The sequence below is a fragment of the Gordonia sp. NPDC003950 genome, from assembly GCF_053605205.1.
This window is the reverse complement of the sequence record NZ_JBSGIT010000025.1, coordinates 57,261-77,925: the sequence shown is the minus strand read 5'-3', so window position 1 is coordinate 77,925 and position 20,665 is coordinate 57,261. Positions and strand designations below refer to the sequence as shown.

General features: G+C 67.5%; 21 protein-coding genes and 1 pseudogene. 11 read left to right on the top strand and 11 right to left on the bottom strand.

What is annotated here, in order from left to right; all coding sequences use genetic code 11:
- Positions 1-69 precede the first annotated feature (69 nt).
- A complete protein-coding gene (locus tag ACWETB_RS19835; protein ID WP_348809347.1) occupies positions 70-1,668 on the top strand; it encodes a Rieske 2Fe-2S domain-containing protein in 1,599 nt (532 codons plus the stop codon).
- A 216-nt stretch (positions 1,669-1,884) separates the two neighbouring features.
- On the opposite strand, the gene ACWETB_RS19830 is transcribed toward ACWETB_RS19835, so the two are convergent.
- On the bottom strand, positions 1,885-2,229 hold the full coding sequence (locus ACWETB_RS19830; RefSeq protein ID WP_452213108.1) for a hypothetical protein: 345 nt from the start codon (positions 2,227-2,229) through the stop codon (positions 1,885-1,887).
- Between the two features lie 278 nt (positions 2,230-2,507).
- Here ACWETB_RS19830 and ACWETB_RS19825 point away from each other — a divergent pair.
- Positions 2,508-4,043 (top strand): annotated as a pseudogene (locus ACWETB_RS19825) (basic amino acid/polyamine antiporter).
- A 63-nt stretch (positions 4,044-4,106) separates the two neighbouring features.
- Complete coding sequence (locus ACWETB_RS19820; RefSeq protein ID WP_449742573.1) at positions 4,107-5,354, top strand: arginine deiminase; 1,248 nt, start codon at positions 4,107-4,109, stop codon at positions 5,352-5,354.
- Between the two features lie 33 nt (positions 5,355-5,387).
- Here ACWETB_RS19820 and ACWETB_RS19815 read toward each other — a convergent pair whose 3' ends face one another.
- From ACWETB_RS19815 to ACWETB_RS19800, 4 genes are read right to left on the bottom strand one after another with little or no spacing between them, the layout of a single operon-like run.
- A complete protein-coding gene (locus ACWETB_RS19815) occupies positions 5,388-6,251 on the bottom strand; it encodes a DMT family transporter (protein ID WP_452213106.1) in 864 nt (287 codons plus the stop codon).
- A gap of 53 nt (positions 6,252-6,304) precedes the next feature.
- Positions 6,305-7,219 (bottom strand): EamA/RhaT family transporter, encoded by a 915-nt coding sequence (locus ACWETB_RS19810; RefSeq protein WP_348807135.1) that lies wholly within the window; start codon positions 7,217-7,219, stop codon positions 6,305-6,307.
- Positions 7,220-7,231: 12 nt separating this feature from the next.
- Positions 7,232-8,494 (bottom strand): serine--tRNA ligase, encoded by a 1,263-nt coding sequence (gene serS / locus ACWETB_RS19805; protein WP_452213104.1) that lies wholly within the window; start codon positions 8,492-8,494, stop codon positions 7,232-7,234.
- A 24-nt stretch (positions 8,495-8,518) separates the two neighbouring features.
- Positions 8,519-8,998, bottom strand: coding sequence for an ankyrin repeat domain-containing protein (locus tag ACWETB_RS19800; protein ID WP_452213126.1), 480 nt, complete (start codon positions 8,996-8,998; stop codon positions 8,519-8,521).
- 25 nt (positions 8,999-9,023) lie between these two features.
- On the opposite strand from ACWETB_RS19800, the gene ACWETB_RS19795 reads away from it, so the two are divergent.
- The 3 genes from ACWETB_RS19795 (at position 9,024) to ACWETB_RS19785 (ending at position 11,053) form a co-directional block, all read left to right on the top strand.
- Positions 9,024-10,385: a septum formation family protein gene (locus ACWETB_RS19795; protein WP_452213102.1), complete on the top strand. Its 1,362-nt coding sequence runs from the start codon at positions 9,024-9,026 to the stop codon at positions 10,383-10,385.
- Between the two features lie 12 nt (positions 10,386-10,397).
- The gene (locus ACWETB_RS19790) at positions 10,398-10,748 is read left to right on the top strand and encodes a metallopeptidase family protein (RefSeq protein WP_449742568.1); all 351 of its coding nucleotides are present in this window, start codon (positions 10,398-10,400) and stop codon (positions 10,746-10,748) included.
- 65 nt (positions 10,749-10,813) lie between these two features.
- Complete coding sequence (locus tag ACWETB_RS19785) at positions 10,814-11,053, top strand: hypothetical protein (protein ID WP_452213100.1); 240 nt, start codon at positions 10,814-10,816, stop codon at positions 11,051-11,053.
- Positions 11,054-11,091: 38 nt separating this feature from the next.
- Here the strand turns inward: ACWETB_RS19785 and ACWETB_RS19780 are convergent, their stop codons facing one another.
- Positions 11,092-11,760 (bottom strand): histidine phosphatase family protein, encoded by a 669-nt coding sequence (locus tag ACWETB_RS19780; protein WP_452213098.1) that lies wholly within the window; start codon positions 11,758-11,760, stop codon positions 11,092-11,094.
- Positions 11,760-12,761 carry a prephenate dehydratase gene (gene pheA, locus ACWETB_RS19775; protein ID WP_452213096.1) on the bottom strand — a complete coding sequence of 334 codons (1,002 nt, stop codon included), beginning with the start codon at positions 12,759-12,761 and terminating at the stop codon, positions 11,760-11,762. Before pheA ends, ACWETB_RS19780 begins: the two co-directional genes overlap by 1 nt.
- A 134-nt stretch (positions 12,762-12,895) precedes the next feature.
- Here pheA and ACWETB_RS19770 point away from each other — a divergent pair, with 134 nt between their 5' ends.
- The 5 genes from ACWETB_RS19770 to ACWETB_RS19750 all read left to right on the top strand — a co-directional run bounded on the left by ACWETB_RS19770 (position 12,896) and on the right by ACWETB_RS19750 (position 17,369).
- On the top strand, positions 12,896-13,687 hold the full coding sequence (locus ACWETB_RS19770; protein WP_452213094.1) for a DUF2470 domain-containing protein: 792 nt from the start codon (positions 12,896-12,898) through the stop codon (positions 13,685-13,687).
- Between the two features lie 148 nt (positions 13,688-13,835).
- Entirely contained in the window at positions 13,836-14,642 is an 807-nt protein-coding gene (locus ACWETB_RS19765; protein WP_452213092.1) for a CPBP family intramembrane glutamic endopeptidase, read from the top strand.
- Positions 14,643-14,847: 205 nt separating this feature from the next.
- Entirely contained in the window at positions 14,848-16,221 is a 1,374-nt protein-coding gene (locus tag ACWETB_RS19760; protein ID WP_452213124.1) for an LCP family glycopolymer transferase, read from the top strand.
- Positions 16,222-16,351: 130 nt separating this feature from the next.
- Entirely contained in the window at positions 16,352-16,894 is a 543-nt protein-coding gene (locus ACWETB_RS19755) for a ferritin (RefSeq protein WP_452213090.1), read from the top strand.
- Positions 16,895-17,033: 139 nt separating this feature from the next.
- A complete protein-coding gene (locus ACWETB_RS19750; protein WP_452213088.1) occupies positions 17,034-17,369 on the top strand; it encodes a hypothetical protein in 336 nt (111 codons plus the stop codon).
- On the opposite strand, the gene ACWETB_RS19745 is transcribed toward ACWETB_RS19750, so the two are convergent.
- From ACWETB_RS19745 to ACWETB_RS19730, 4 genes are read right to left on the bottom strand one after another with little or no spacing between them, the layout of a single operon-like run.
- Positions 17,356-18,345 (bottom strand): DUF5926 family protein, encoded by a 990-nt coding sequence (locus ACWETB_RS19745; protein WP_452213086.1) that lies wholly within the window; start codon positions 18,343-18,345, stop codon positions 17,356-17,358. The two genes, ACWETB_RS19750 and ACWETB_RS19745, sit on opposite strands and share 14 nt — an antisense overlap.
- Before the next feature lie 54 nt (positions 18,346-18,399).
- Positions 18,400-19,188, bottom strand: coding sequence for a glycerophosphodiester phosphodiesterase (locus ACWETB_RS19740; protein WP_348807149.1), 789 nt, complete (start codon positions 19,186-19,188; stop codon positions 18,400-18,402).
- On the bottom strand, positions 19,185-20,177 hold the full coding sequence (locus ACWETB_RS19735; RefSeq protein ID WP_452213084.1) for a DUF4328 domain-containing protein: 993 nt from the start codon (positions 20,175-20,177) through the stop codon (positions 19,185-19,187). The genes ACWETB_RS19740 and ACWETB_RS19735 overlap by 4 nt, the downstream gene beginning before the upstream one ends.
- Before the next feature lie 2 nt (positions 20,178-20,179).
- On the bottom strand, positions 20,180-20,524 hold the full coding sequence (locus ACWETB_RS19730; protein ID WP_452213082.1) for a rhodanese-like domain-containing protein: 345 nt from the start codon (positions 20,522-20,524) through the stop codon (positions 20,180-20,182).
- Between the last annotated feature and the right edge of the window lie 141 nt (positions 20,525-20,665).

The following is a 20,665-nucleotide window of genomic DNA, read 5'->3' as shown; positions in this document are numbered from 1 at the left end:
GGCTCGTTAGATTGGTATGTCGAAGCGACAGGCGCGCAGCCCCGCGCATGCGAAGCAGAAAGGCCCCACGTGCAGATCACCAGCATCGGCCATGCCGGATTCCACATCCAGACCTCGGCCGGGTCGATCCTCTGCGATCCCTGGACCAATCCGGCGTATTTCGCCTCGTGGATCCCGTTCCCGGACAATTCCGAGCTGGACTGGAAGGCCCTCGGCCAGTGCGATTACCTCTACGTCTCGCATCTGCACCGCGATCACTTCGACGAGCAGAACCTGCGGGACAACGTCAGCAAGGACGCGACGGTGCTGTTGCCCGACTACCCGGTGCCGGATCTGAAGCGGGAACTCGAGAAGCTCGGTTTCACCAAGTTCGTGGAGACCACCGACTCGGAGAAGACGACGGTCACCGGCCCCAAGGGCTCCCTCGATGTCATGATCATCGCGTTGCGTGCCCCCGCCGACGGCCCGATCGGCGACTCCGGTCTCATCGTCGACGACGGCGAGACCGTGGCGTTCAACATGAACGACGCCCGCCCCATCGACCTCGACGTCATCGACGAGCAGTTCGGTCGGGTCGACGTGCATCTGCTGCAGTACTCGGGCGCCATCTGGTATCCGATGGTCTACGACATCCCCCGCCGGTCCAAGGCGAACTTCGCCGCACAGAAGCGTCAGCGGGGCATGGATCGGGCCCGGTCCTACATCGAGCAGGTCGGCGCCACCTGGGTGGTGCCGTCGGCCGGTCCGCCGATGTTCCTCGACGAGGACCTGTTCTCGCTCAACGACTTCGGTTCGGGGATCGAGGGTTCGGACAACGAACGCCCCGGCGATGTCACCTCGATCTTCCCCGATCAGGAGACCTTCCTGGAGCAGATGCGGATCCACGGCACCGACGACGGCGTGAAGCATCGTGGGCTGATGATGGTGTCCGGTTCGGTCGCGAACTTCACCGGTGATGTTCTCGACGACGTCACGCATCCCTATGCGCCGCACGATGTTTTCGGCGAGAACAAGCAGGCCTATCTGGAGCGGATGAAGGAGAAGTTCGCCCCGGTGATCGCCGCGGAGAAGGCCGGCTGGGCGTCGGCCGAGGGCGATCCGCTGCTGCCGCCGCTCAAGGAACTCTTCGAGCCGATCATGGCCGCCTCCGACCTGATCTGCGACGGCATCGGCTACCCGGTCGGTCTGGTGATGGGCGAGGAGACCGTCGTCCTGGACTTCCCCAATCGCATCGTTCGCGAGCCGAAGGAGGGAGAGGGCAAGTACCGCTACGGTTTCCGGATCTCCCCGGAGATCGTGCGCACCGTCCTGCGCGACGACGAACCGGACTGGGTCAACACCATCTTCCTGTCGACGCGCTTCACCACCTGGCGCATCGGCGGATACAACGAGTACCTCTACACCTTCTTCAAGTGCCTCACCGACGAACGCATTGCCTACGCGGACGGCTGGTTCTCCGAGGCGCACGACGATTCGGCGTCGATCACCAAGGACGGCTGGCAGATTCAGCGCCGCTGCCCGCACCTCAAGGCCGACCTGAGCAAGTTCGGGGTGATCGAGGGCGAGAAGCTGACCTGCAACCTGCACGGCTGGCAGTGGGATCTGCCGACCGGCCGCTGCCTCACGTCCAAGGGACATGAGCTGCGCGCCAAGCACCTCGACGGCTGAGAGGTCGTGAGAGGTTCGGGGGTCACACCATGTGACCCCCGAACAGGGTCACCCGAAAGAGCCGCCGGGACCAAACCTACGCCGCCGGCGACCATTCTGGTCCGAGGGCGGTGGCGATCGAAGCCACCGTCAGGAACTCGATGAGCATCAGCGGTATCTCGGCCGCCGCGGTGGTCAGCACGCTACGTTCGTCGACGGACTGCAGCGCCGGAACCGTCAGGGTGACCGTCGTCCCCTGCTGCGCGCGGACTCGACCTCCACATCGGCCATGGCGTCGAGTGCTCTCGGCGCCAAGCGATCTCGCAGGGTATCGGCGTCGAACATTCCGGTTCCGTTGTCGCACAACGTGCTCCGTCGGAATCGGCGATCGAAGTGGACCGCGACCTGATCCGTCCCGGAGTGTTTGGCCGAGTTGGTGATCGCCTCGCCGATCAGACCGGCGATCCCCTCCCGACGCCATCGGGGCTGGGCACCGAGCGCCCGCTCCGGATCATCCGCATCGTCGACGGTGACGTCCCGGTCGAACACCCGGGCACCGGCCGGCACGACGATGTCGGACACACGTAGTGATTCGAGTTCGTCGAGCGCCTCGATGTCGGTGGTCGGTAGAAATGCCGAAAGCGAAGGCGTGATGAACGATGGGTGTACGCTGGCCGATAGGAATCGCGGTCACGCCCGTGACCTGGGGTTATCGGTTCGCCTTCGCATCCTTGACCCCCGAAATGTGGACAACAACTCGACATCGGCGCCCTCGCGCGACGTGCAGAATGAGCCTCGTGCATCATCGGTTCGCCGATATTCGATCCCCATTACGGCATCGCAGCGCAGGAGGATCATTCATGGCATCTCCGACGTCGGACACCGACCCGGCAACCACCACCGGCAAGGTCAATCTCGCCACCCTGACCGCCATGGTCGTCGGCTCCATGGTCGGATCGGGAGTATTCCTGTTGCCGAGGCGTTTCGGCACCGAGACCGGTGTCCTCGGCGCCATCAACGCCTGGGCGATCGCCGGCACCGGAATGCTGATGTTGGCCTTCGTCTTCCAGCGACTTGCCGTGCGCAAGCCGGCGCTGGACGCCGGAATCTTCGCCTACGCCAAGGACGGCTTCGGTGACTAGGTCGGATTCAGCTCCGCCTTCGGTTTCTGGGCCTCGGCCTGTGCGGGCAACACGTCCTACTGGGTGCTGATCATGGTGACCACCAGCGCCCTGTTCCCGGCACTGGGAGACGGGTCGACGCTGCTGGCCGTCGTACTCTCCTCCGTCGGACTCTGGTTGTTCTGCTTCCTGATCAGTCGCGGCGTCCAGCAGGCGGCCATCATCAATCGCATCGCCACCATCGCCAAGGTCGTGCCGATCATCGTCTTCATCGTGCTCGCACTTGTCATGTTCGACGCCGGATACTTCTCCGACAACTTCTGGGGCGGAAACGGGATCGACTCCGGCTCGCTGTGGGAGCACGTCAAGGGCACCATGCTCATCACGGTGTTCGTCTTCCTCGGCATCGAGGGCGCCAGCATGTACTCGCGGTTCGCCAAGAAGCGTGAGGATGTGGGCAGGGCAACGGTTTTCGGCTTCCTTGGCGTGCTCGGTGTCTTCGCCCTGGTCACCCTGGTCTCCTACGGCGCGATGCCGCAGGGCCAACTCGCCGAGGTCGACCAGCCGTCGATGGCATCGGTACTGGAATCGCTTGTCGGCGAGTGGGGTTCGGTGTTCATCCGCATCGGCGTGATCCTCTCGGTGCTCGGCGCCTACCTCGCCTGGACACTGATGGCAGCCGAGATCCTCTATATCCCCGCCCGCACCGCGGACATGCCGAAGTTCCTCTCGCGCACCAACAAGGCCGACGCCCCGGTCCCGGCACTGATCTTCGCGACCGGCCTGGTGCAGATCCTGCTGATCATCATCCTGTTCGTCGACGACGCCCTGGACTTCATGCTGGATCTGACCTCGGCGTTGGCACTGCTTCCGTATCTGCTCGCCGCCGCCTACATGCTCAAACTCACGCTCACCCGCGAAACCTACGACGGCGAACCGGGTTCCGAAGGCAGCCGCGGCAGAGGCACCGACATGACGATCGCCGTCGTCGCGGTGATCTACACCGTTTTCCTGCTGTGGGCAGCCGGAATCGACAAACTCTTGTTGTCCTGCATCCTGTTCGCCCTCGGCACAATCCTCTACGTCATCGCCCGGCGCGAGCAGAAGCTGCCCGTCTTCCGGCGATTCGAGGCCGCGATCTTCGGCGTATTCCTGGTGGGTGCGATCGGCGGTGTCATCTACCTCGCCACCGGAGCCGAGGACATCTACGACCATCCCGAACAGGAGCGGCACTCCAACTACGTCGAATATCCCGAAGCCGGACAACCGGATTGACCTCCGACCGAACGGCCACCACCTCATCGGACAGGCACACATCATCGAGACAGGACGGACGCAATGACTGCACCATCAGCGAAGTACGGGGTTCATTCCGAGGTCGGGAAACTGCACAAGGTTTTGGTGTGCTCCCCAGGACTCGCGCACGAACGACTGACCCCCACCAACTCCGACGAACTCCTCTTCGACGACGTGCTCTGGGTGCAGAACGCCAAACGCGATCACTTCGACTTCGTCACCAAGATGCGTGACCGCGGCGTCGACGTCGTCGAGCTGCACAACGTCCTCACCGAGACGATGGACATTCCCGAGGCACGCACGTGGCTGCTCGACCGCAAGATCGTCGCCAACGAGACCGGCATTGGGCTCGTCGGCGCCACCCGCGAATTCCTCGACGACATCAGCACACGTGACCTCACGAAGTTCCTGATCGGCGGATTGTCCACGGTGGACCTGCCCACCGAACTGCGCCCCCGCTACATCGATCTGGTCGACGAGGCCACCGGACGCGGCGAGTACCTGATGCCGCCGCTGCCCAACACCCTCTACACCCGCGACACCACCTGCTGGATCTACGGCGGCCTCACCCTGAATCCGTTGTATTGGCCTGCGCGCCATGCTGAAACACTGTTGATGAAGGCCATCTATCAGTTCCACCCCGACTTCGTCGGCTCGGCGGTGTGGTGGGGCGATCCGGAAAAGTCCTGGGGCGCAGCAACCATCGAAGGCGGAGACGTGCTGGTGCCGGGCAACGGCGTGGTGCTGATCGGCATGAGTGAACGCACCTCCCGCCAGGCGGTCACCCAGGTGGCCCGCGACCTGTTCGCCGCGGGCGCCGCCGAGAAGGTGGTGGTGGCGGGGATGCCGAAACTGCGGTCGGCCATGCACCTCGACACGGTGTTCACCTTCGCCGACCGCGACCTGGTATCGGTATACCCCACCATCATCGACGCGGTCCGCCCGTTCACCCTGGTGCCCAGCGACGCCGAACCCGGCGTCGAGGTCATCACCGAGACCGACCACTTCCTCAAGGTGGTACAGAAGGCCCTCGGGCTCGACGGTCTGCGGGTGGTGGAGGCCGGCGGCACCGCCTACGCCTCGGAACGCCAGCAGTGGGACAGCGGCAACAACCTGGTGGCCGTGGAGCCCGGCGTCGTCTTCGCCTATGACCGCAACACCTACACCAACGCCCTGCTGCGCAAGCAGGGCGTCGAGGTGATCACCATCGTCGGTGCCGAACTGGGCCGCGGACGCGGCGGCGGGCACTGCATGACCTGCCCGATCATCCGGGATCCGTTGCCCGCCTGATCTCCCCGCCGCGTCGATTCACACCTGTGAGCGTCAGGCGTTCTCGGCCTGCTCGACCTCGGTGACCGCCGACGACGTCGCCACCACCATGGCGCCGGCGACCGCGACGACGAAGGCGGTCACGGCAACCGGCCCCCATCCCGATCGCACGGTGTCGCCGAGCCAGAGAATGCCGACGGCACTGGGGATCACGGTCTCACCGACCACGATCGACGCGGCGGCCGCGCTCACCGATCCGGTCTGCAACGCGATGGTGAACAGGTAGAAGCCGCCGAGACCGCACGCCACCACGGCGTAGGCGGCCGGGTCGGTCAGCAGCGTCGGCAGGTCGAACGGATCGAGTCCGTCGACAAGGCGTACGGCCACCGCCATCACACCGAACAGGGTGCCGCCGAGCAGGCCCGCGATCACCGCGACGCGACCGGTGAGCAACCGCATCCCGATGAGGCCGGCCACGAGGAGTCCCAGTCCCATCCCCAGGACCATCCAGTGGCCGGATTCGGTGTTGTCGTGTCCCTCCTCACCGGCCGACACCCCGAGCACCACCAACGCGACCACGACCGCCACGATCGCCCAACGATCCCGCATCCGAAGACCGATGTGCAGGACGATCGATGCGAGCACCGCGGTGACCGCGAGATTGGCCGCGATGATGGGCTGTACGAGGAACAGCGGCGCGGTGCGCGCGGCGAACAGATTGCCGAGGAAGCCCAGTCCGTCGAGGACCAGTCCGGTGATGAACGTGGCGGTGAGCATCGCCGCGATGGTGGACCGCAGGCTCGGCGCGCCGTGGCCATTCGTGTCGTCGGGGACACTCGTGGCGCCCTTGGCCTGCAGCACCGACGCCGTGCCGTAGGCGCATGCGGCCACGATCGCCGCGACGATGCCGATCACCATGAGTGTCAGTATGACCGGTCACGACGGGAGCGACCGGGCCCCGGCGCGGCGCGTCAGCCGTGTCCGTATCCCGCGGGCCGGTTGGTCAGGTCGGCCTTCTCGACCGCGGTCACCGCACTCGACGACGCCAGCACCACACCGCCCAGGACGGAGGCGACGAAGGCCACGATCGCCGCCGGGCCCCAGCCGTCGCGGACCAGATCGCCGAGGAAGATCAGTCCGACCGCACCGGGCAGAACGGTCTGCCCCACCACCAGGGCGGCCGCGGCGCCGTTGACCGACCCCGTCTGCAGGGCGACGGTGAACAGGTAGAAGCCACCCATGCCGCTGAGCAGCAGCGCATACAGCGCCGGGTCAGTGAACAACACACCCGGCTCAAAGGGGCTGACACCGTCCAGGATTCGCGACGCCACCGCCATCACTCCGAACACCGCACCGGCGATCAGACCGGTCGCCGCGGCAATGTGGCGACGCATCGTGCGCATCACCACCAGTCCGAGACCGAACAGTCCGAGACCTGCCACCAGCACCGCCCAGTGCATCCACCACATGTCGTCGGCGCCTTCCCGGCCCGCCGACACCGCCAGCAGGATCAACGAGAACACCACCACCGCACCGGCGATCCAGTCGCGCGTGCTCAGGCCGACCTTCAGCACCACCATCGCGAGCAGCGCGGTCGCGACGAGGCGCGCGGAAATAATGGTCTGCGACAGGAACAGCGGGATGAGTCGCGCCGAGGCGAGGGTCGCGATGAAACCGACGATGTCGAAGATGAACCCAATCAGGAACGGGACCGTCAGCATCGTCGCCGCCGTCGACCGCAACGACGGATGCGCCTTGTTCGACTCACGGCGTTCCTCACGGATCGCCGCGCGTTGGGCCACCTGATCGGCGCCGAGCGCCTGGAGTACGGCCGCCGCGGCGAAGGCGAATGCGCCGATCACCGCGACGATGATTCCGAGGGTCATCGCGAACTCACATCACGACATTGAGGGGGTGAGCACCTCGGTGCCGACGAAACGCGCGAGTTCCGGCGGCAGTACCACCGAACCGTCGGGCTGCTGATGGTTCTCCAGGATCGCGACCAGCCAGCGTGTGGTGGCCAGCGTGCCGTTCAGTGTGGCCGCGACCTGAGGCTTGCCGGTCTCGTCGCGATAGCGGATGGACAGTCGACGAGCCTGGAAGGTCGTGCAGTTCGACGTCGAGGTGAGCTCGCGATAGGTGTCCTGGGTGGGCACCCAGGCCTCGCAGTCGAATTTGCGGGCCGCCGACGATCCGAGGTCACCGCCGGCGACGTCGATGACGCGATACGGCACGTCGATCGCCGCGAGCATCTCCTTCTCCCAGCCGAGCAGCTTCTGGTGTTCGGCCTGCGCCTCCTCGGGTTTGCAGTAGATGAAACCCTCGACCTTGTCGAACTGGTGCACGCGCAGGATGCCGCGGGTGTCCTTGCCGTAGGAACCGGCCTCGCGGCGGAAGCAGCTCGACCATCCGGCATAGCGCTTGGGCCCATCGGCGAGATCGATGATCTCGTTCATGTGGTAGCCGGCCAGCGGCACCTCGGAGGTACCGACCAAGTAAAGATCGTCGTCCTTGTCGAGGTGATAGACCTCGTCGGCATGCGCACCGAGGAATCCCGTGCCGCCCATCACCTCCGGACGCACCAGCACCGGCGGGATCATCAGGGTGAAACCGTTGGCGGCGGCCTTCTGTGCGGCCATCGTCAGCAGCCCCAGCTGCAGCATCGCGCCGAAGCCCGTCAGGAAGTAGAACCGCGACCCGGACACCTTGGCGCCACGTTCCATGTCAATCAGGCCGAGGGATTCGCCGAGTTCGAGGTGATCCTTCGGGTTCTCGATCGGGCGGGGCTCGCCGACGTGCTCGAGCACGACGTAATCGTCCTCGCCGCCGGGCGGTGCCCCCTCGACGACGTTGGAGATCGCGATGTGCGCGGCCTTCGACGCCTCGTCGGCCTCGGTCTGACGCGCCACCGCGGCCTTGACCTGGTCGGCGAGTTCCTTGCCCTTGGCGAGCAACGCCGTCTTCTCGTCGCCGGACGCCTTGCCGACCTGCTTGCCGAGAGTCTTCTGCTCCGAACGCAGCGCATCGGCCTCGACGATCGCTGCCCGACGCGTCACATCCGCGGAGAGCAGCTGGTCGACCAGTCCGGGGTCTTCGCCACGGACCCGCTGGGACTCGCGAACACGGTCGGGGTTCTCACGCAGAATCTTGAGGTCGATCACGAGAAAAAACCTTACGCGAGCTGATCAGGAGTCCCAGAGTCGCAGGTAGTCGTCGCGGCCGAACATCGTCGCCGTGTCGTGCGCGGTGGGTGCCCCCGCTCGGGGATCGGCGCCCGCCCCGACGAGTGCCTCGACCACGTCGTCGACTCCCTTGAACACCGCCCCGGCGAGCGGTGTCTGACCACGATCGTTGGCCAGGTCGACGTCGGCGCCACGCTCGGCGAGGGCGATCACCGTGTCGGCGTGCCCGTGATAGGCGGCCAGCATGAGCAGCGAATCCCCGGACCGATTGCGCAGGTCCGGGGGTGCACCGGCGTCGAGGTAGGCGGCGAGTTCGGCGGTCGCACCGGCCCGGGCGAGGTCGAAGAGCCGGGTCGCCAACTCGATCACGGCCGGGTCGATGTCAGGTCCGGGGGCGTGGCCTTCGGGCTCATCGGCGTGCGCAGACACGGACTCGAGTCTAGGCGCGCGGCCTCCCGGGCCGTGGCGACGCTCGCCGCGCAGGCCGCACCAGGCATGATGGATGGCGATGAGTGACGAAGCCCACCGTGACGACGACATTCGGGACGACGACGTTCGGGACGACGACGTTCGGGACGACGACGCACCGGTCGACGACGTTCAAGACGCCGCGCCGCCACACGACGATGCCGCCGACGATCAGCCGACCACCCAGTTCCGCCCGGTCGACGACGACCCGGAACGCACCCGGCAGGCCTGGTCGGCGGTCGATTCGGGCCACGCGGACGCCGACACCACCGAGTTCGTCCCGGCCACCGACCAGTACTCCGACGAACCCGGCGAATCCGCTGAACCCGCCGGATCGTCGAGTTGGCTGCAACGCAACATCGTGCTGATCGGTTTGGCCGCGGTGCTGGTGGGCGCGCTGGTCGCCGGTGGCATCGCGGTGGCGCTGGGCGCCTTCGACGATCGCGGCAGCGTCGGCGACACCGACATCGGCGAGAGCGAACGTCTCGCGGAGAACGCCTTCACCCAGTCGGGTCCCGGGGATTGCCTGACGTGGCCGGAGAACAAGCCCGGTGAGCCGGTGAACGTGCCGTGCGCCGAGGAGCACCGCTTCGAGGTGGCCGGCGCGCTGAACACGGCGATCCTGCCCGGCTCGGAGTTCGGCGAGTCGGCGCCTTGGCCTGGGACGGAGCGCTTCGGGCAGATCCGCGACGAGCAGTGCCCGGTGATCGTCAACCGCTACCTCGACGGACGGCTCGATCCGCAGGGCCGTTTCTCCGTCGGCCTCATGTATCCGCCACAGGATCAGTGGGTCAAGGGTGCCCGCGAGCTGCGCTGCGGCCTGCAGGTGACCGGCGCCGACGGCACGCCGCAGCTGTTCGCCGGGAAGGTCGCCGATCAGGATCAGTCGTTCCAGTGGGCGGCCGGCACCTGCATCGGCATCAACCCCGAGACGCGTCAGGTCGCAGTACCGCCGACGACGGTGAGTTGCTCGGAACCGCACGCCTTCCAGACCACCGGCATCGTCGACCTCGCCCAACGGTTCGGCGACAAGAACTCCGGACGTCCTTGGCCGGCGGTGAAGGACCAGAACGCGTATCTGACCACCATCTGCCCCGCCCAAGCCGAACGATTCGTCGGCGGCAAGACCAAACTCGACGCCACCACGCTGAACGTGCAGTGGTCGGTGATCAGTGAGCCGCGTTGGCTGTCGGGGAGCCGAAAGGTGGTGTGCTACCTGGGTCTACCCGATCGCGGTGGATTCGCCACGCTCGTCGGGGACGCGCGCGGCACCGTCCTGATCAACGGCAAGCTGCCGGTGGCGCCGTCGCAGGCACCTCCCGGACGGGCGCTGCCGACGCCGGTTCCGTTGCCGCCGGGCGTGACGCCCAATCCGGTCGAGACTCCCGCCCCGGCCGGCTGAGAAAGGCGCACGATGCCCGTACCGATGCGCGACGAGGACTTCGAGATCCTCGTCGGGGATGCGCTCGACTCCATCCCGAGCGAATTGACGGATGCGATGAGCAACGTCGTCATTCTCATCGAACCCCGCAACCCCGAGTCCGATCACATCCTGGGGCTGTACTCCGGTGTGGCACTGACCCAACGGACCCATGACTACGGCGGGTTCCTGCCCGACACGATCACCATCTATCGGGAACCGATCCTCGCGATGTGCCACACCCGCGAGCAGGTGGTGCACGAGGTCGCGGTCACGGTGGTGCACGAGATCGGCCACCACTTCGGCATCGACGACGAGTGGCTGCACGCCCACGGCTGGGGGTGAGGTCGGGTCACCCTCGCTCTCGATCCGCCTCACCTGTCGACGAACAATGGGTTACATTCGCAGACATGCAGCCGGTACCCGACCATGCCGCCCGGGTACAGGCGACGATCTTCGTCGACGAGTTCGAGGCGATGGCCGACTCGCTGGTGGCCGAACTCGACGACCTGTCACCGCGCTCACCTCAGCGGCATCAACTCACCGCCGACCTCTATGAGGTTCGTCGCCACATCGCGCAACTCCAGCGCACCTTCGGACTCTCGCCTGTCCGCGGCGCCTCTGCCCAGCCGATGCCTGGCCGCGCCTGACCGACGGGACTGAGCCCGGTCGGAGCCGGACCGCACTCCTACCCCATCGGACTGTCGTCGACCACCAGCGGCTCGTCGACGACATCCCCGAACGGCGCGCGGGTGGCACCCCATCGATGGCAGATCCACAGCCCGTCCCGGTACTCCAGCTCCACCGATCCAGTGTTGGGCAGATGTGTTGCGGCAGCAAACTTTCCGTCGATTCCCGCCAGCCGGGCGGCGACCAGCCGGATGGCGGCACCGTGACTGACCACCACCACGTCGGTGGCGTCCGGTCCGCTCAGATGCCGTTGCGCGAGAACGTCGATCGCCGGAAGGTAACGCGCATAGACCATCTCGAGGGACTCCCCGCCGGGGATGCGGGTGTCCGGTGCACCTCCGTACCAGGCGTCGAGGACCGACCGGAACACCCCGTGCGCCTCCTCGTCACTGCGATCCTCGAGTTCGCCGGCCTGCACCTCGTGGATTCCCTCGACGACCTCGGGCACCACCTCCCACACCGAGCCGATCAACTCGGCGGTCTGCTGTGCGCGCCGCGCGACCGAGCTCACCAACACCGCCGGTGTTTGCCGCCCGCTTTCCAGCGCATATCGAACACCTTGCCGCACACCGAAATCCGTCAGTGCCGCACCGGGCAGCGCGGTGTCGAGGCGGCGCATGACGTTGGATGTGGTCTCACCGTGGCGGACCAGATGCAACCGGGCCATCAGTCCTGCCCCTTGCGGATGCGCTCGAGCCACTGCGCTCCGGCGCGGTGATCGGGTGGTGGCGCGCCACCGGGCCGGGTCATCGCCCACGATCCGAGGTAGGTGATGCGTTCAGCCCGACGGTAGAGCGCCTGCAGGGCCTCCGCGACGGCCGCGTCATCGATGTGTCCGACGGCGTCGAGGAAGAAACGATACTGCCCCGGCATCGTCGTGCCGTTGTCCAGATCGCGCCGGGGACGCGATTGAATTCGGGTGAGATCGATTCCACGCGAAGCGAATTCGTTCATCGCGGCCATCAGGCTGCCGGGCTCGTTGGACAGTTCGAGGATTACCGACGTGCGGTCGGCGCCGGACGCCGGCAGCGGGGCCGCGGGCCGACCGATCAGCAGGAACCGGGTGAGTGCATCGGTGGCGTCACAGACCCCGTCGGCCAGCACGGCCAACCCCGACGAGGCGGCGGCCAGACTCGTGGTGACCGCCGCGTCGGTCACGCCGGCCGCGGCGTCGAGTGCGGCGGCCGCATTCGAGGTGGCGGTGACGAACCCGGCCTCCGGGAACAACCGGGCGACGCTGGTGCGTACCTGCGCCGAGGCAACCGGATAGGCGGCGATGGTGCGCACGTCGCCGGTCTCGACGCCCGGTCGGGCGGCGATGGTGAAGGCGATCTTCAGCTGGACCTCGGCGAACACCTGCACCCGCGGTATCACCGCACTCGCGACGGGGACGAGGGCATCCATCGTCGCCGGCACCGAACCCTCGAGGGAACTCTCGATGGGCACGCAGGCGAACTCCGCCCGTCCGGAGCGGACGGCGTCGATGGTCGCCACCGGGCTCGGTGCGACGACCTTCTCGATTGCCCCCGGTCCCGTCGCTCCAGGCTCCCCCGAGGGCGACGCACCCTCGCCGCGTAGTGCCGACATCAGGTCCGCGTCGGCGAGGAACCGATCGAGGGCCATCTCGGTGAACGTCCCCGACGGCCCGAAGTAGGCGAACTGTGTCACGACCAGAGCCTAGCCGCTCGTCGGACCGGACGAATTTCGCTCAGAGGTATTTCGACCCTTGCCGGTTGACGCCGCCTCAAATTAGGTTAGGATTACCTTTGTAGCCACACATCAGACCGAGTGAGGACCCGACCATGACACGAGCCATCACCGACCGACCGTCGGATGCCGAGGTGATCGCGACGGCCTGCCGACGCGCCGACTCGGCGATGCTGGCCGTCGAGGTCGCCGGTCGCACCCCCGCATCCGATGCGGCACACCCTGGTGGCCCGACGACGGTGGGCCTGGTCCACCTCTTCGAATCCCAGGCGTTCCTGCTGGTGCCGACCGATTCCGAGGTCATCGAGCTCGCGTCGGGCTCGCCCGAGGGGGTCCCGGCGATGGTCGAGATCACCGACTGCGCCCCGATCGACCTGCGGGAACGCGTGCGGTCACTGGTCTGGCTCAACGGAACCGCACACGCCGTCCCGCGTGACCTGGAACGCGACCTGGCGCTGGAGATCGCCGCGGATCACCCCGACGGCGGACTCCTCGACATCGGCCACGGCCGGTCGATGATCCGACTGCAGGTCGACAACGCCGTGGTCGCGAGCAGTTCCGGCGCGGCCTGCGTGCAGGCGTCCGAACTCGCCGTCGCCAACCCGGACCCGTTCTGGGAGTACGAGGGCGACTGGATCGCGCACCTGGATTCCGATCACGCCGACGTCGTCGGGCAACTCGCCCGCAAGCTCCCCCGCGACCTGCGCAACGGTCGGGTCCGCCCGCTCGGGCTGGACCGCTTCGGCATCCGCTTCCGCGTCGAGGGCTCCGACGGTGACGCCGACGTCCGACTTCCCTTTCCCCGCCCGGTGAACGACGTGAGCGAGTTGTCCCGGGCGTTGCGTTCCCTGGCGGGCTGTCCGTTCATGAACAGCCTGCCCGACTGACCACCCGACGGAGTTCAACCCCGGTCTCGATGGTTGGGCTGGCCACCGAGATCGATGAGGCGAACTCCGGATGTGGTGCCGGTGGATCACCGCGATACCCCTCCGGGGTGATCCACCGGCACACATTCGTCCCACTACCCTGACCGACATGCGCGCCACCCCGCGGACCTGGGTCCGCCCGCGGCCACAGACCGTCGTCCCGGTCGTCACCGATCGCGTGCAGCGACGGGCGTTGATCATCGAACTCGCCATCGTCGGCGTGCTGACCTTCGGTTTCTCCGCGCTGTCGGCCATCTTGTCGCTGATCGAACTGCAGGTTTCGGTGGGTGTCGGCAATGCGACCGTCGCGCTGAATCCGAGCCGTTCGTCGGTCGGCGTGATCGACTTCCTCCGTCAGCTGATGAGCGCCGCACGTCTCTACGCCATCGCCGCGCTGGGCGCCTACCTGCTCTGGCGCGGCGGGATCGTCCTGCGCCGGGTGGGACTCGGCCGCATCCGCACCCCCGACATCCCCCCGGGGCTGGTCCTGGCCGCGGTGATCGGGCTGCCCGGACTGGCGTTGGTCGCCGCGGCGCGCGCCCTCGGCATGAACGCCCACCTGATTCCCGCCGAGACCGACGGCGCCTGGTGGCGATGGCCCCTCTACATCCTGCTCGCGATCGGGAACGCGGCCGCGGAGGAGATCGTTGTCGTCGCCTACTTCATCACCCGGCTGCGCCAGCTCGGGGTGGGCGAGAACACCTCGATGGCCGCGAGCGCGGTGCTGCGCGGCGGATATCACCTTTACCAGGGCATCGGAGCGGGCATCGGCAACATCGCGATGGGGGTGATCTTCGGGCGGTATTACCAGGTCACCTCCCGCATCTGGCCGTTGGTCATCGCGCACACGGTGATCGACGTGGTCGCTTTTGTCGGATATGCGCTGGCGCACGACCATCTGGGCTGGGTGGGCTGAGGAGGCCACACCGGGTGAATGACACGGAAGTGGCGGGCCCGTCGGTACATTCGGTGGGATGAACCAGCCAGATCCGCCTCCCGTGGGGCGCCGCGGTTCCGCGCCGCCGCCCCCGCGCCGACGGAATCCGGCACCCCAACCCCCGCCCGGCGTCACGCCCGAGTGGCAGGTCCCGCCACAGCAGAACCGGGCACAGCAGAACCCGATGGGACGCCACAACCCGCCGCGTCAGGCCCCACCGCAGCAACCCGGTCGCGACAGGTTCCCCGCACCCGGTCCGCAGGGCCACCGTCCGCCACGTCTGCCGGCCGACCAGTCGGGTCAGTTCCCGATACCGGAGCACGCGCGGCCACGGCACGAGGCGCCCGCGTTCGCCGAGCCGCCGACCGTGCGGGTCGCCGACCCGCGCGAAGCGGCGCCACCGCCCCGGGCCTATTCGCAGTCGGCGTACGCACCGACGCAGAAACCCGAACCGGTTCCCGATCGTGAGCGCCGGCCGGTTCCCCCCAACCGGCAGCCGTCCGAGCAGCGCCCCCGCGGCGCAGACCAACCGCCGCGCCCACCGGCCGCACGCCGTGCGGCGGGTTCGGAGCCGCCCCGCCGACGTCGCATGTCGGCATTTCGTCGGTCCCCGGGCCGGCCCGGCCGGCGATTCACCCGTCGCCGCGTCGGCACGATCTTCCTCGTGGCGTTGCTGGTCGCACTGGTCACGCCGATCGCGTTGATGTTCTACTACGACTCGAAGCTGCACCGGGTCGACGCCCTCGCGCCGTATGCGGGCCGTCCCGCCGACACCCCCGGTACCACGTGGCTGATCGTCGGCACCGACTCCCGCGCCGATCTCACCGAGGAGCAACGGCGCGAACTGGCCACCGGCGACAGCGACGGCGCACGGACCGACACCATCATGATGGTCTACAAGCCGCCGTCCGGGGACGCGTCGATCATCAGCATCCCGCGTGATCTCTACGTCCCAGTTCCCGGGCAGGGGCAGCACAAGATCAACGCGGCCTTCAACTTCGGCGGTCCGCAGCTACTGGTGCAGACCGTCGAACAACTCTCCGGGGTGCGCATCGACCACTACGCGGAGATCGGTTTCGGGGGATTCGACCAACTCGTCGACGCCGTCGGCGGCGTCGACATCTGTATCGACACCGCCCTGCGCGATCCCAAGGCCGGCCTGAACCTGCAGGCCGGATGCCAAACACTGGGCGGCGCACAGGCTCTCGGGTTCGTCCGGACCCGCAACTTCCCCAACGCCGACCTCGAGCGAGTTCAGAATCAACGAAAGTTCCTGGCCGCCTTGATGTCCAAGGCGACCAGCCCGTCGGTCATCGCCAACCCGTTTCGCCTGTTCCCCTTCGTCAACGGCGTCGTCGACACCCTCACCGTCGACAACGGCACCCACATCTGGAATCTCGCCATGCTCGCGTGGTGGTTACGCAGCTCGCCACAGACGGTGACCACCCCCAACGGTGGTGCCGTCGACACCGACGACGGCAGTTCCCTCGCGGTCGACGACTCCACCACGGAGTTCTTCGACGCGATCCGCATGGGCAGGCAGATCCCGCAGCAGTGAGGCCGCGCCGGTGCGGCCGGTGCTGCCGGGCGAATCCTGGTGCGGCCGAGCGCATCAACCAAGGTCAGACTGGCCTCAGTAAGGGTCAACTGAGCCGAAACCGGGCGGATCGGCCGGTAGAATCGGACACATGACCACTACCGAATCGACCAAGTTCCACCAGTTGCTCCACGACCAGGTCGGCCACGAATTCGCCGCGTCACAGCAGTACATCGCCGTCGCCGTCTACTACGACAACCACGACATGCCGCAGTTGGCCAAGCACTTCTATCAGCAGTCCGTCGAGGAACGCAATCACGCGATGATGATCGTGCAGTACTTCCTCGACCGTGACATCCAGGTGGCCATCCCCGGAATCGAGGCCCCGCGAACCGAATTCGACGATTACAAGGCGCCGATCGAGTTGGCGCTCGACCAGGAACGACGGGTCACCCAGCAGATCGTCGACCTCGCCAAGTCGGCCCGCGACAGCGGCGACTACCTCGGCGAGCAGTTCATGCAGTGGTTCCTCAAGGAGCAGGTCGAGGAGGTCGCCACGATGACGACCCTGCAGACCATCGCCGAGCGCGCCAACGGCAACCTGTTCGATCTGGAGAACTTCGTCGAACGCGAGTTCGCCGGCGGCAGCACCGCGGACGCCATGGCACCGGTGGCCGCGGGCGGCAACCTCTGAGAGGCCTCGTCTGAGAGGCTTCGTCTGAGAGGCTTCGTCTGAGAGGCTTCGGTCGAACAACCCGGGGTTGATCCCACGATCTGGGTGAATCTCCGGTGATGTTCAGCCATTCTTCAGCCCTATGCGGCAGGGTGGTCCCATGGCATCACGAAGCGGTAACAGCCCCGCCTCCTCCGGCCGCCCTGCCCGCTCGGGTCACACCAGGAGAACGACCCGGTCGACCACGGTGCCGCGGTGGTTCGCGGTGCTCGCCGCGGTCTATGGCAGCCTGTTGACCTTCCTCGCCGTTGCGTTCTACCTGGGTGCGAGCACGTCGAAGACGCACACCGCCGCGGCACTGGTCGACGGGGTGGGCCGGTGGTGGCCGTCGGCGGTGCTCGCCGCGGCGCTCATGGCCAGCCTGCTCGTCGGATTCGGTGCGGCCGCGTCGCGTACCCGCCGATCCCGGGCCGACGGGCGCATCAGCGTATTGTGACCTGCCGACCGCGCAGACCGTCCCGGGAACTGCGTTCGGCGGTGGTGAGGTCGCCGGTCTCGGTCAGCGCCTCCGACAGCCAGGTGTCGAACTGATCGAGTCCGTCGTACCACTCCTCGTGGTGACGTTCGTTGTCCAGGTCGAAGACGGGCACCAGCAAACCCAGCGTGCGGAACGACCCGGCGAACCGCGATCCCTCACCCAGGGTCAGCCGACCCGCGGCATGCAGACGTGCCAGCGCCGTCATCACCTCGTCCTCGGGTTCGGGACGCACCCACCGCAGGTGGGCGCGTTCCCCGGCATCGACCCACCACGGCGCACCCTTGCCGCTCGTCACGTTCAACCGTGCGGTCGGCATGATGGTGTCGTTCGCGCGGTCGAGCATCACCGAGATCTCTTGCGGCACTTCGGTACCCGGCGGGAACCACCAGGAGAAGTCGCCGTGCACGGTGATCGACAGTTCGGCGTCGGCGTTGAGCACGTCGGTGAGACGCAGGTCGGATTCCGTTGATGCACCCCGCAATTCGCCGCCGGGATCGCTGTGCGCGGCCCAGTCGATGGCGCCGGCGAGCGCCGCATCGAGGTCGTCGGGTTCGGGATCGGACTGCAGCGCCACCAGACCCTCGGTACGGCCCCGTGATTCCCGGGTGATCGCCGAGACGGCTCCGGGCAGGATGGTCGCCAGGATCACCTCGTTGCGGGTCCCGGCCGGCACCGGGGGCAACACCGCGGTCTCATCCGGCATCACCGACGTCAACTCGACCGGCGGCGGCCCCGGCTCGATGAGGTCGAGGACCGCGGTCGCCGACGACACGAACGTGTGCAGGGCCACCAGATCACATTCGGCGGCGAGCCCGGCGAACGGCCGGGGCGGGGCGACCAGCGCGGCCGCCTGCCGTGCCTTACGCGCCGCGACCCGTTCGGCTCGATTGCTCCCCGGGCGCGGCCCGCTTCCCCGCTTGCTCTTCTTGCCCATCGGTCCACCTTCTCATGCGGGCTGTCCCGACGATTTATCAGTCGGCCCACCCGATCAGTCGACGGTCACCAACCAGTCACGCACCTTCTGCGGATGATTCGTCGCGATCCAGCGCACCCCGAGGTCGGCACACAGTTGCACGTCGGCCAACTCGTCGACCGTCCAGCAGTAGGTGACCCGACCGGCCGCGGCGGCCTTGTCCACCAGATCCGGATGCAACCGCAGGGTCTCCACCGAGGGGCCGATGCCCGTCGCCCCGACCGCCGTGGCGGCGCTGCCGCCCAGCACCCGTGCCGTCTCGCCGAGCAGGATCGTCGGCAGCATGGGCGCGTGCCGACGGATCCGCCACACCCCCGAGGACGAGAAGGAGATCACCACGGCCCGGCTGTGGTCGGCCGACGGCGGCGTCGCGACCCCGAAATCGTGCAGCGTGGACAGCAGTTGCTGCTCGACGAGACTGCCGAACCGCACCGGATGTTTGGTCTCGATGAACAGCCGAACCGGCCGGCGCCAATCGAGGGTGAGGGTGAGCAACTCGGTCAGCGTGAGCACCTGCGCGGGCTTGCCGGCGTTGTGCCAGCTCCCGAAATCGAGTTCACGCAACTGCGGCAGGGTCATCTCACTGACCACGCCCGATCCGTCCGACGTGCGGTCCACGGTGCGGTCATGGATGCAGACCAACTCGTGGTCGGCGGTGAGCCGGACGTCGCATTCCAGACCGTCGGCGCCCTGAGCGAGGGCCAGTTCATAGGCCGCGAGGGTGTGTTCGGCGTGATCGGCCGACGCACCGCGATGGGCGACGACGGCGGGCTTGCCCGACCGGGAGACCTGGTCGCCGATCATGCGGCCACCACCCATCGCCGATGCGGGGCCGCGTCGACGTGGGTGCGATCGAAGATCGCGATCAGGCGTCGGCCCACCCACAGGGCGAACACCGCCGACACCGCCGCGCTGAGGGCCACCATCAGCACGGCGTTGGCCCCGGTCTGGATGGACCCGGATTCGGCGGCCACCCACCAGGTGATCGCGGCCAGCACGGCCACACCGTTGACCAGGGCCCACGCCACCCACATCGTGCGCAGGCGCGACGAATCGCGGGCATCGCGGCGTCCGTCCATCGCGGCCGCCTCGTAGATGAGCATCGGTGCGCCGACCACGTTGACCAACGGGATCGCGGCGAGCGGGATGCTCATCCATCGCGGCCGCGGATCGAGATACCCCGCCGACGCATACGCCTCTGCGCGCTTGGCGAGCAGCCACCGAACGAAGACGACGGTGGCGTAGACATAGCATCCGAGGGCCGCGGCGCCGGCGACGAACACCAGGATCGTGCTGAAGGTGATCAGCCATTCCGGAAGGGTGGTCGTCCGGTTGATCGCCAGCAGCACATAGCGGAATAGGTGGATCACCGCCGAGACCACCAGGGCCAGACCGACCAAGTGCAGGGCGCTGGTCAGCGCTTTGGTCAGACGTGTCGCCGCCGACGGCCCGTCGTCGGGTGACACCGGCGCATCGAGCAGACCCCACTGCGGGATGTAGGCGTAGCGCGGGATCTGATGCGACACCGCCTGGTGCGGCGCGCGTGGCGGCGGCAGGGTGTCGGCGGGCCGTCGCGCGATCCACCGCACTGCCCGGGTGCCGTATATGTGCGGCGCCGACCGGACGGGCGGTGGTGGCGGCGGTGGCGGTCCGGACTGTTGATACCGGGCGACGACGGCACTCGCCTCGACATCGTCGGCGACGACGGTCAGCGGGCCACCGCACCGGGGGCAGCGGTCACGACCCGAGCGATGCGGCGCCTGAATGCGGCAGCGGGGACACAGATCCAGCATGGTCAGGCAGGTCCCGTTCCGGTCGGACCGGAGGTCTGCACCGGCTTGCCGTTCTGCACCCAGGCGAGCATGCCGCCCTGCACACAGGTTCCTTCGTATCCGACGCGTTCGAGGTATTGCAGGACCCGCATGGACCGGCCGCTCGAATGACAGATGACGTAGAGGTCGGCGTCGGGATCGATCTCGTCGAGCCGGCCCGGTACGTCGCCGAGCGGGATGTGGACGGCACCGTGGACGTGCCCGGCCGTCCATTCGTCGTCCTCACGGACGTCGAGGAGGACGCGGTCGGCGTCGGCGGTGAAATCGTCCGGGAGTTCCGTCACGGGAACCTGCGGTATCTCTCCCATGCTCACCGATCCATGTTCGCATAGGCGGCTGCGCGCCGAGGCCCGCCTGCCCAACGCCGCGGCCCGACCCCCTTGGATGCTTCGTGTGACCGTCGATCGGGGGACAGCCGGTTTGACCCGCCCGAACCACCCGTCGACCGA

Coding starts and splice junctions, on each gene's coding strand:
- ACWETB_RS19820 (WP_449742573.1), top strand. CDS start 4,107: ATGACTGCACCATCAGCGAAGTACGGGGTTCATTCCGAGGTCGGGAAA.
- ACWETB_RS19815 (WP_452213106.1), bottom strand. CDS start 6,251: ATGGTGATCGGCATCGTCGCGGCGATCGTGGCCGCATGCGCCTACGGC.
- ACWETB_RS19810 (WP_348807135.1), bottom strand. CDS start 7,219: ATGACCCTCGGAATCATCGTCGCGGTGATCGGCGCATTCGCCTTCGCC.
- ACWETB_RS19795 (WP_452213102.1), top strand. CDS start 9,024: ATGAGTGACGAAGCCCACCGTGACGACGACATTCGGGACGACGACGTT.
- ACWETB_RS19790 (WP_449742568.1), top strand. CDS start 10,398: ATGCCCGTACCGATGCGCGACGAGGACTTCGAGATCCTCGTCGGGGAT.
- ACWETB_RS19785 (WP_452213100.1), top strand. CDS start 10,814: ATGCAGCCGGTACCCGACCATGCCGCCCGGGTACAGGCGACGATCTTC.
- ACWETB_RS19780 (WP_452213098.1), bottom strand. CDS start 11,760: ATGGCCCGGTTGCATCTGGTCCGCCACGGTGAGACCACATCCAACGTC.
- ACWETB_RS19770 (WP_452213094.1), top strand. CDS start 12,896: ATGACACGAGCCATCACCGACCGACCGTCGGATGCCGAGGTGATCGCG.
- ACWETB_RS19765 (WP_452213092.1), top strand. CDS start 13,836: ATGCGCGCCACCCCGCGGACCTGGGTCCGCCCGCGGCCACAGACCGTC.
- ACWETB_RS19760 (WP_452213124.1), top strand. CDS start 14,848: ATGGGACGCCACAACCCGCCGCGTCAGGCCCCACCGCAGCAACCCGGT.
- ACWETB_RS19755 (WP_452213090.1), top strand. CDS start 16,352: ATGACCACTACCGAATCGACCAAGTTCCACCAGTTGCTCCACGACCAG.
- ACWETB_RS19750 (WP_452213088.1), top strand. CDS start 17,034: ATGGCATCACGAAGCGGTAACAGCCCCGCCTCCTCCGGCCGCCCTGCC.
- ACWETB_RS19745 (WP_452213086.1), bottom strand. CDS start 18,345: ATGGGCAAGAAGAGCAAGCGGGGAAGCGGGCCGCGCCCGGGGAGCAAT.
- ACWETB_RS19740 (WP_348807149.1), bottom strand. CDS start 19,188: ATGATCGGCGACCAGGTCTCCCGGTCGGGCAAGCCCGCCGTCGTCGCC.
- ACWETB_RS19735 (WP_452213084.1), bottom strand. CDS start 20,177: ATGCTGGATCTGTGTCCCCGCTGCCGCATTCAGGCGCCGCATCGCTCG.
- ACWETB_RS19730 (WP_452213082.1), bottom strand. CDS start 20,524: ATGGGAGAGATACCGCAGGTTCCCGTGACGGAACTCCCGGACGATTTC.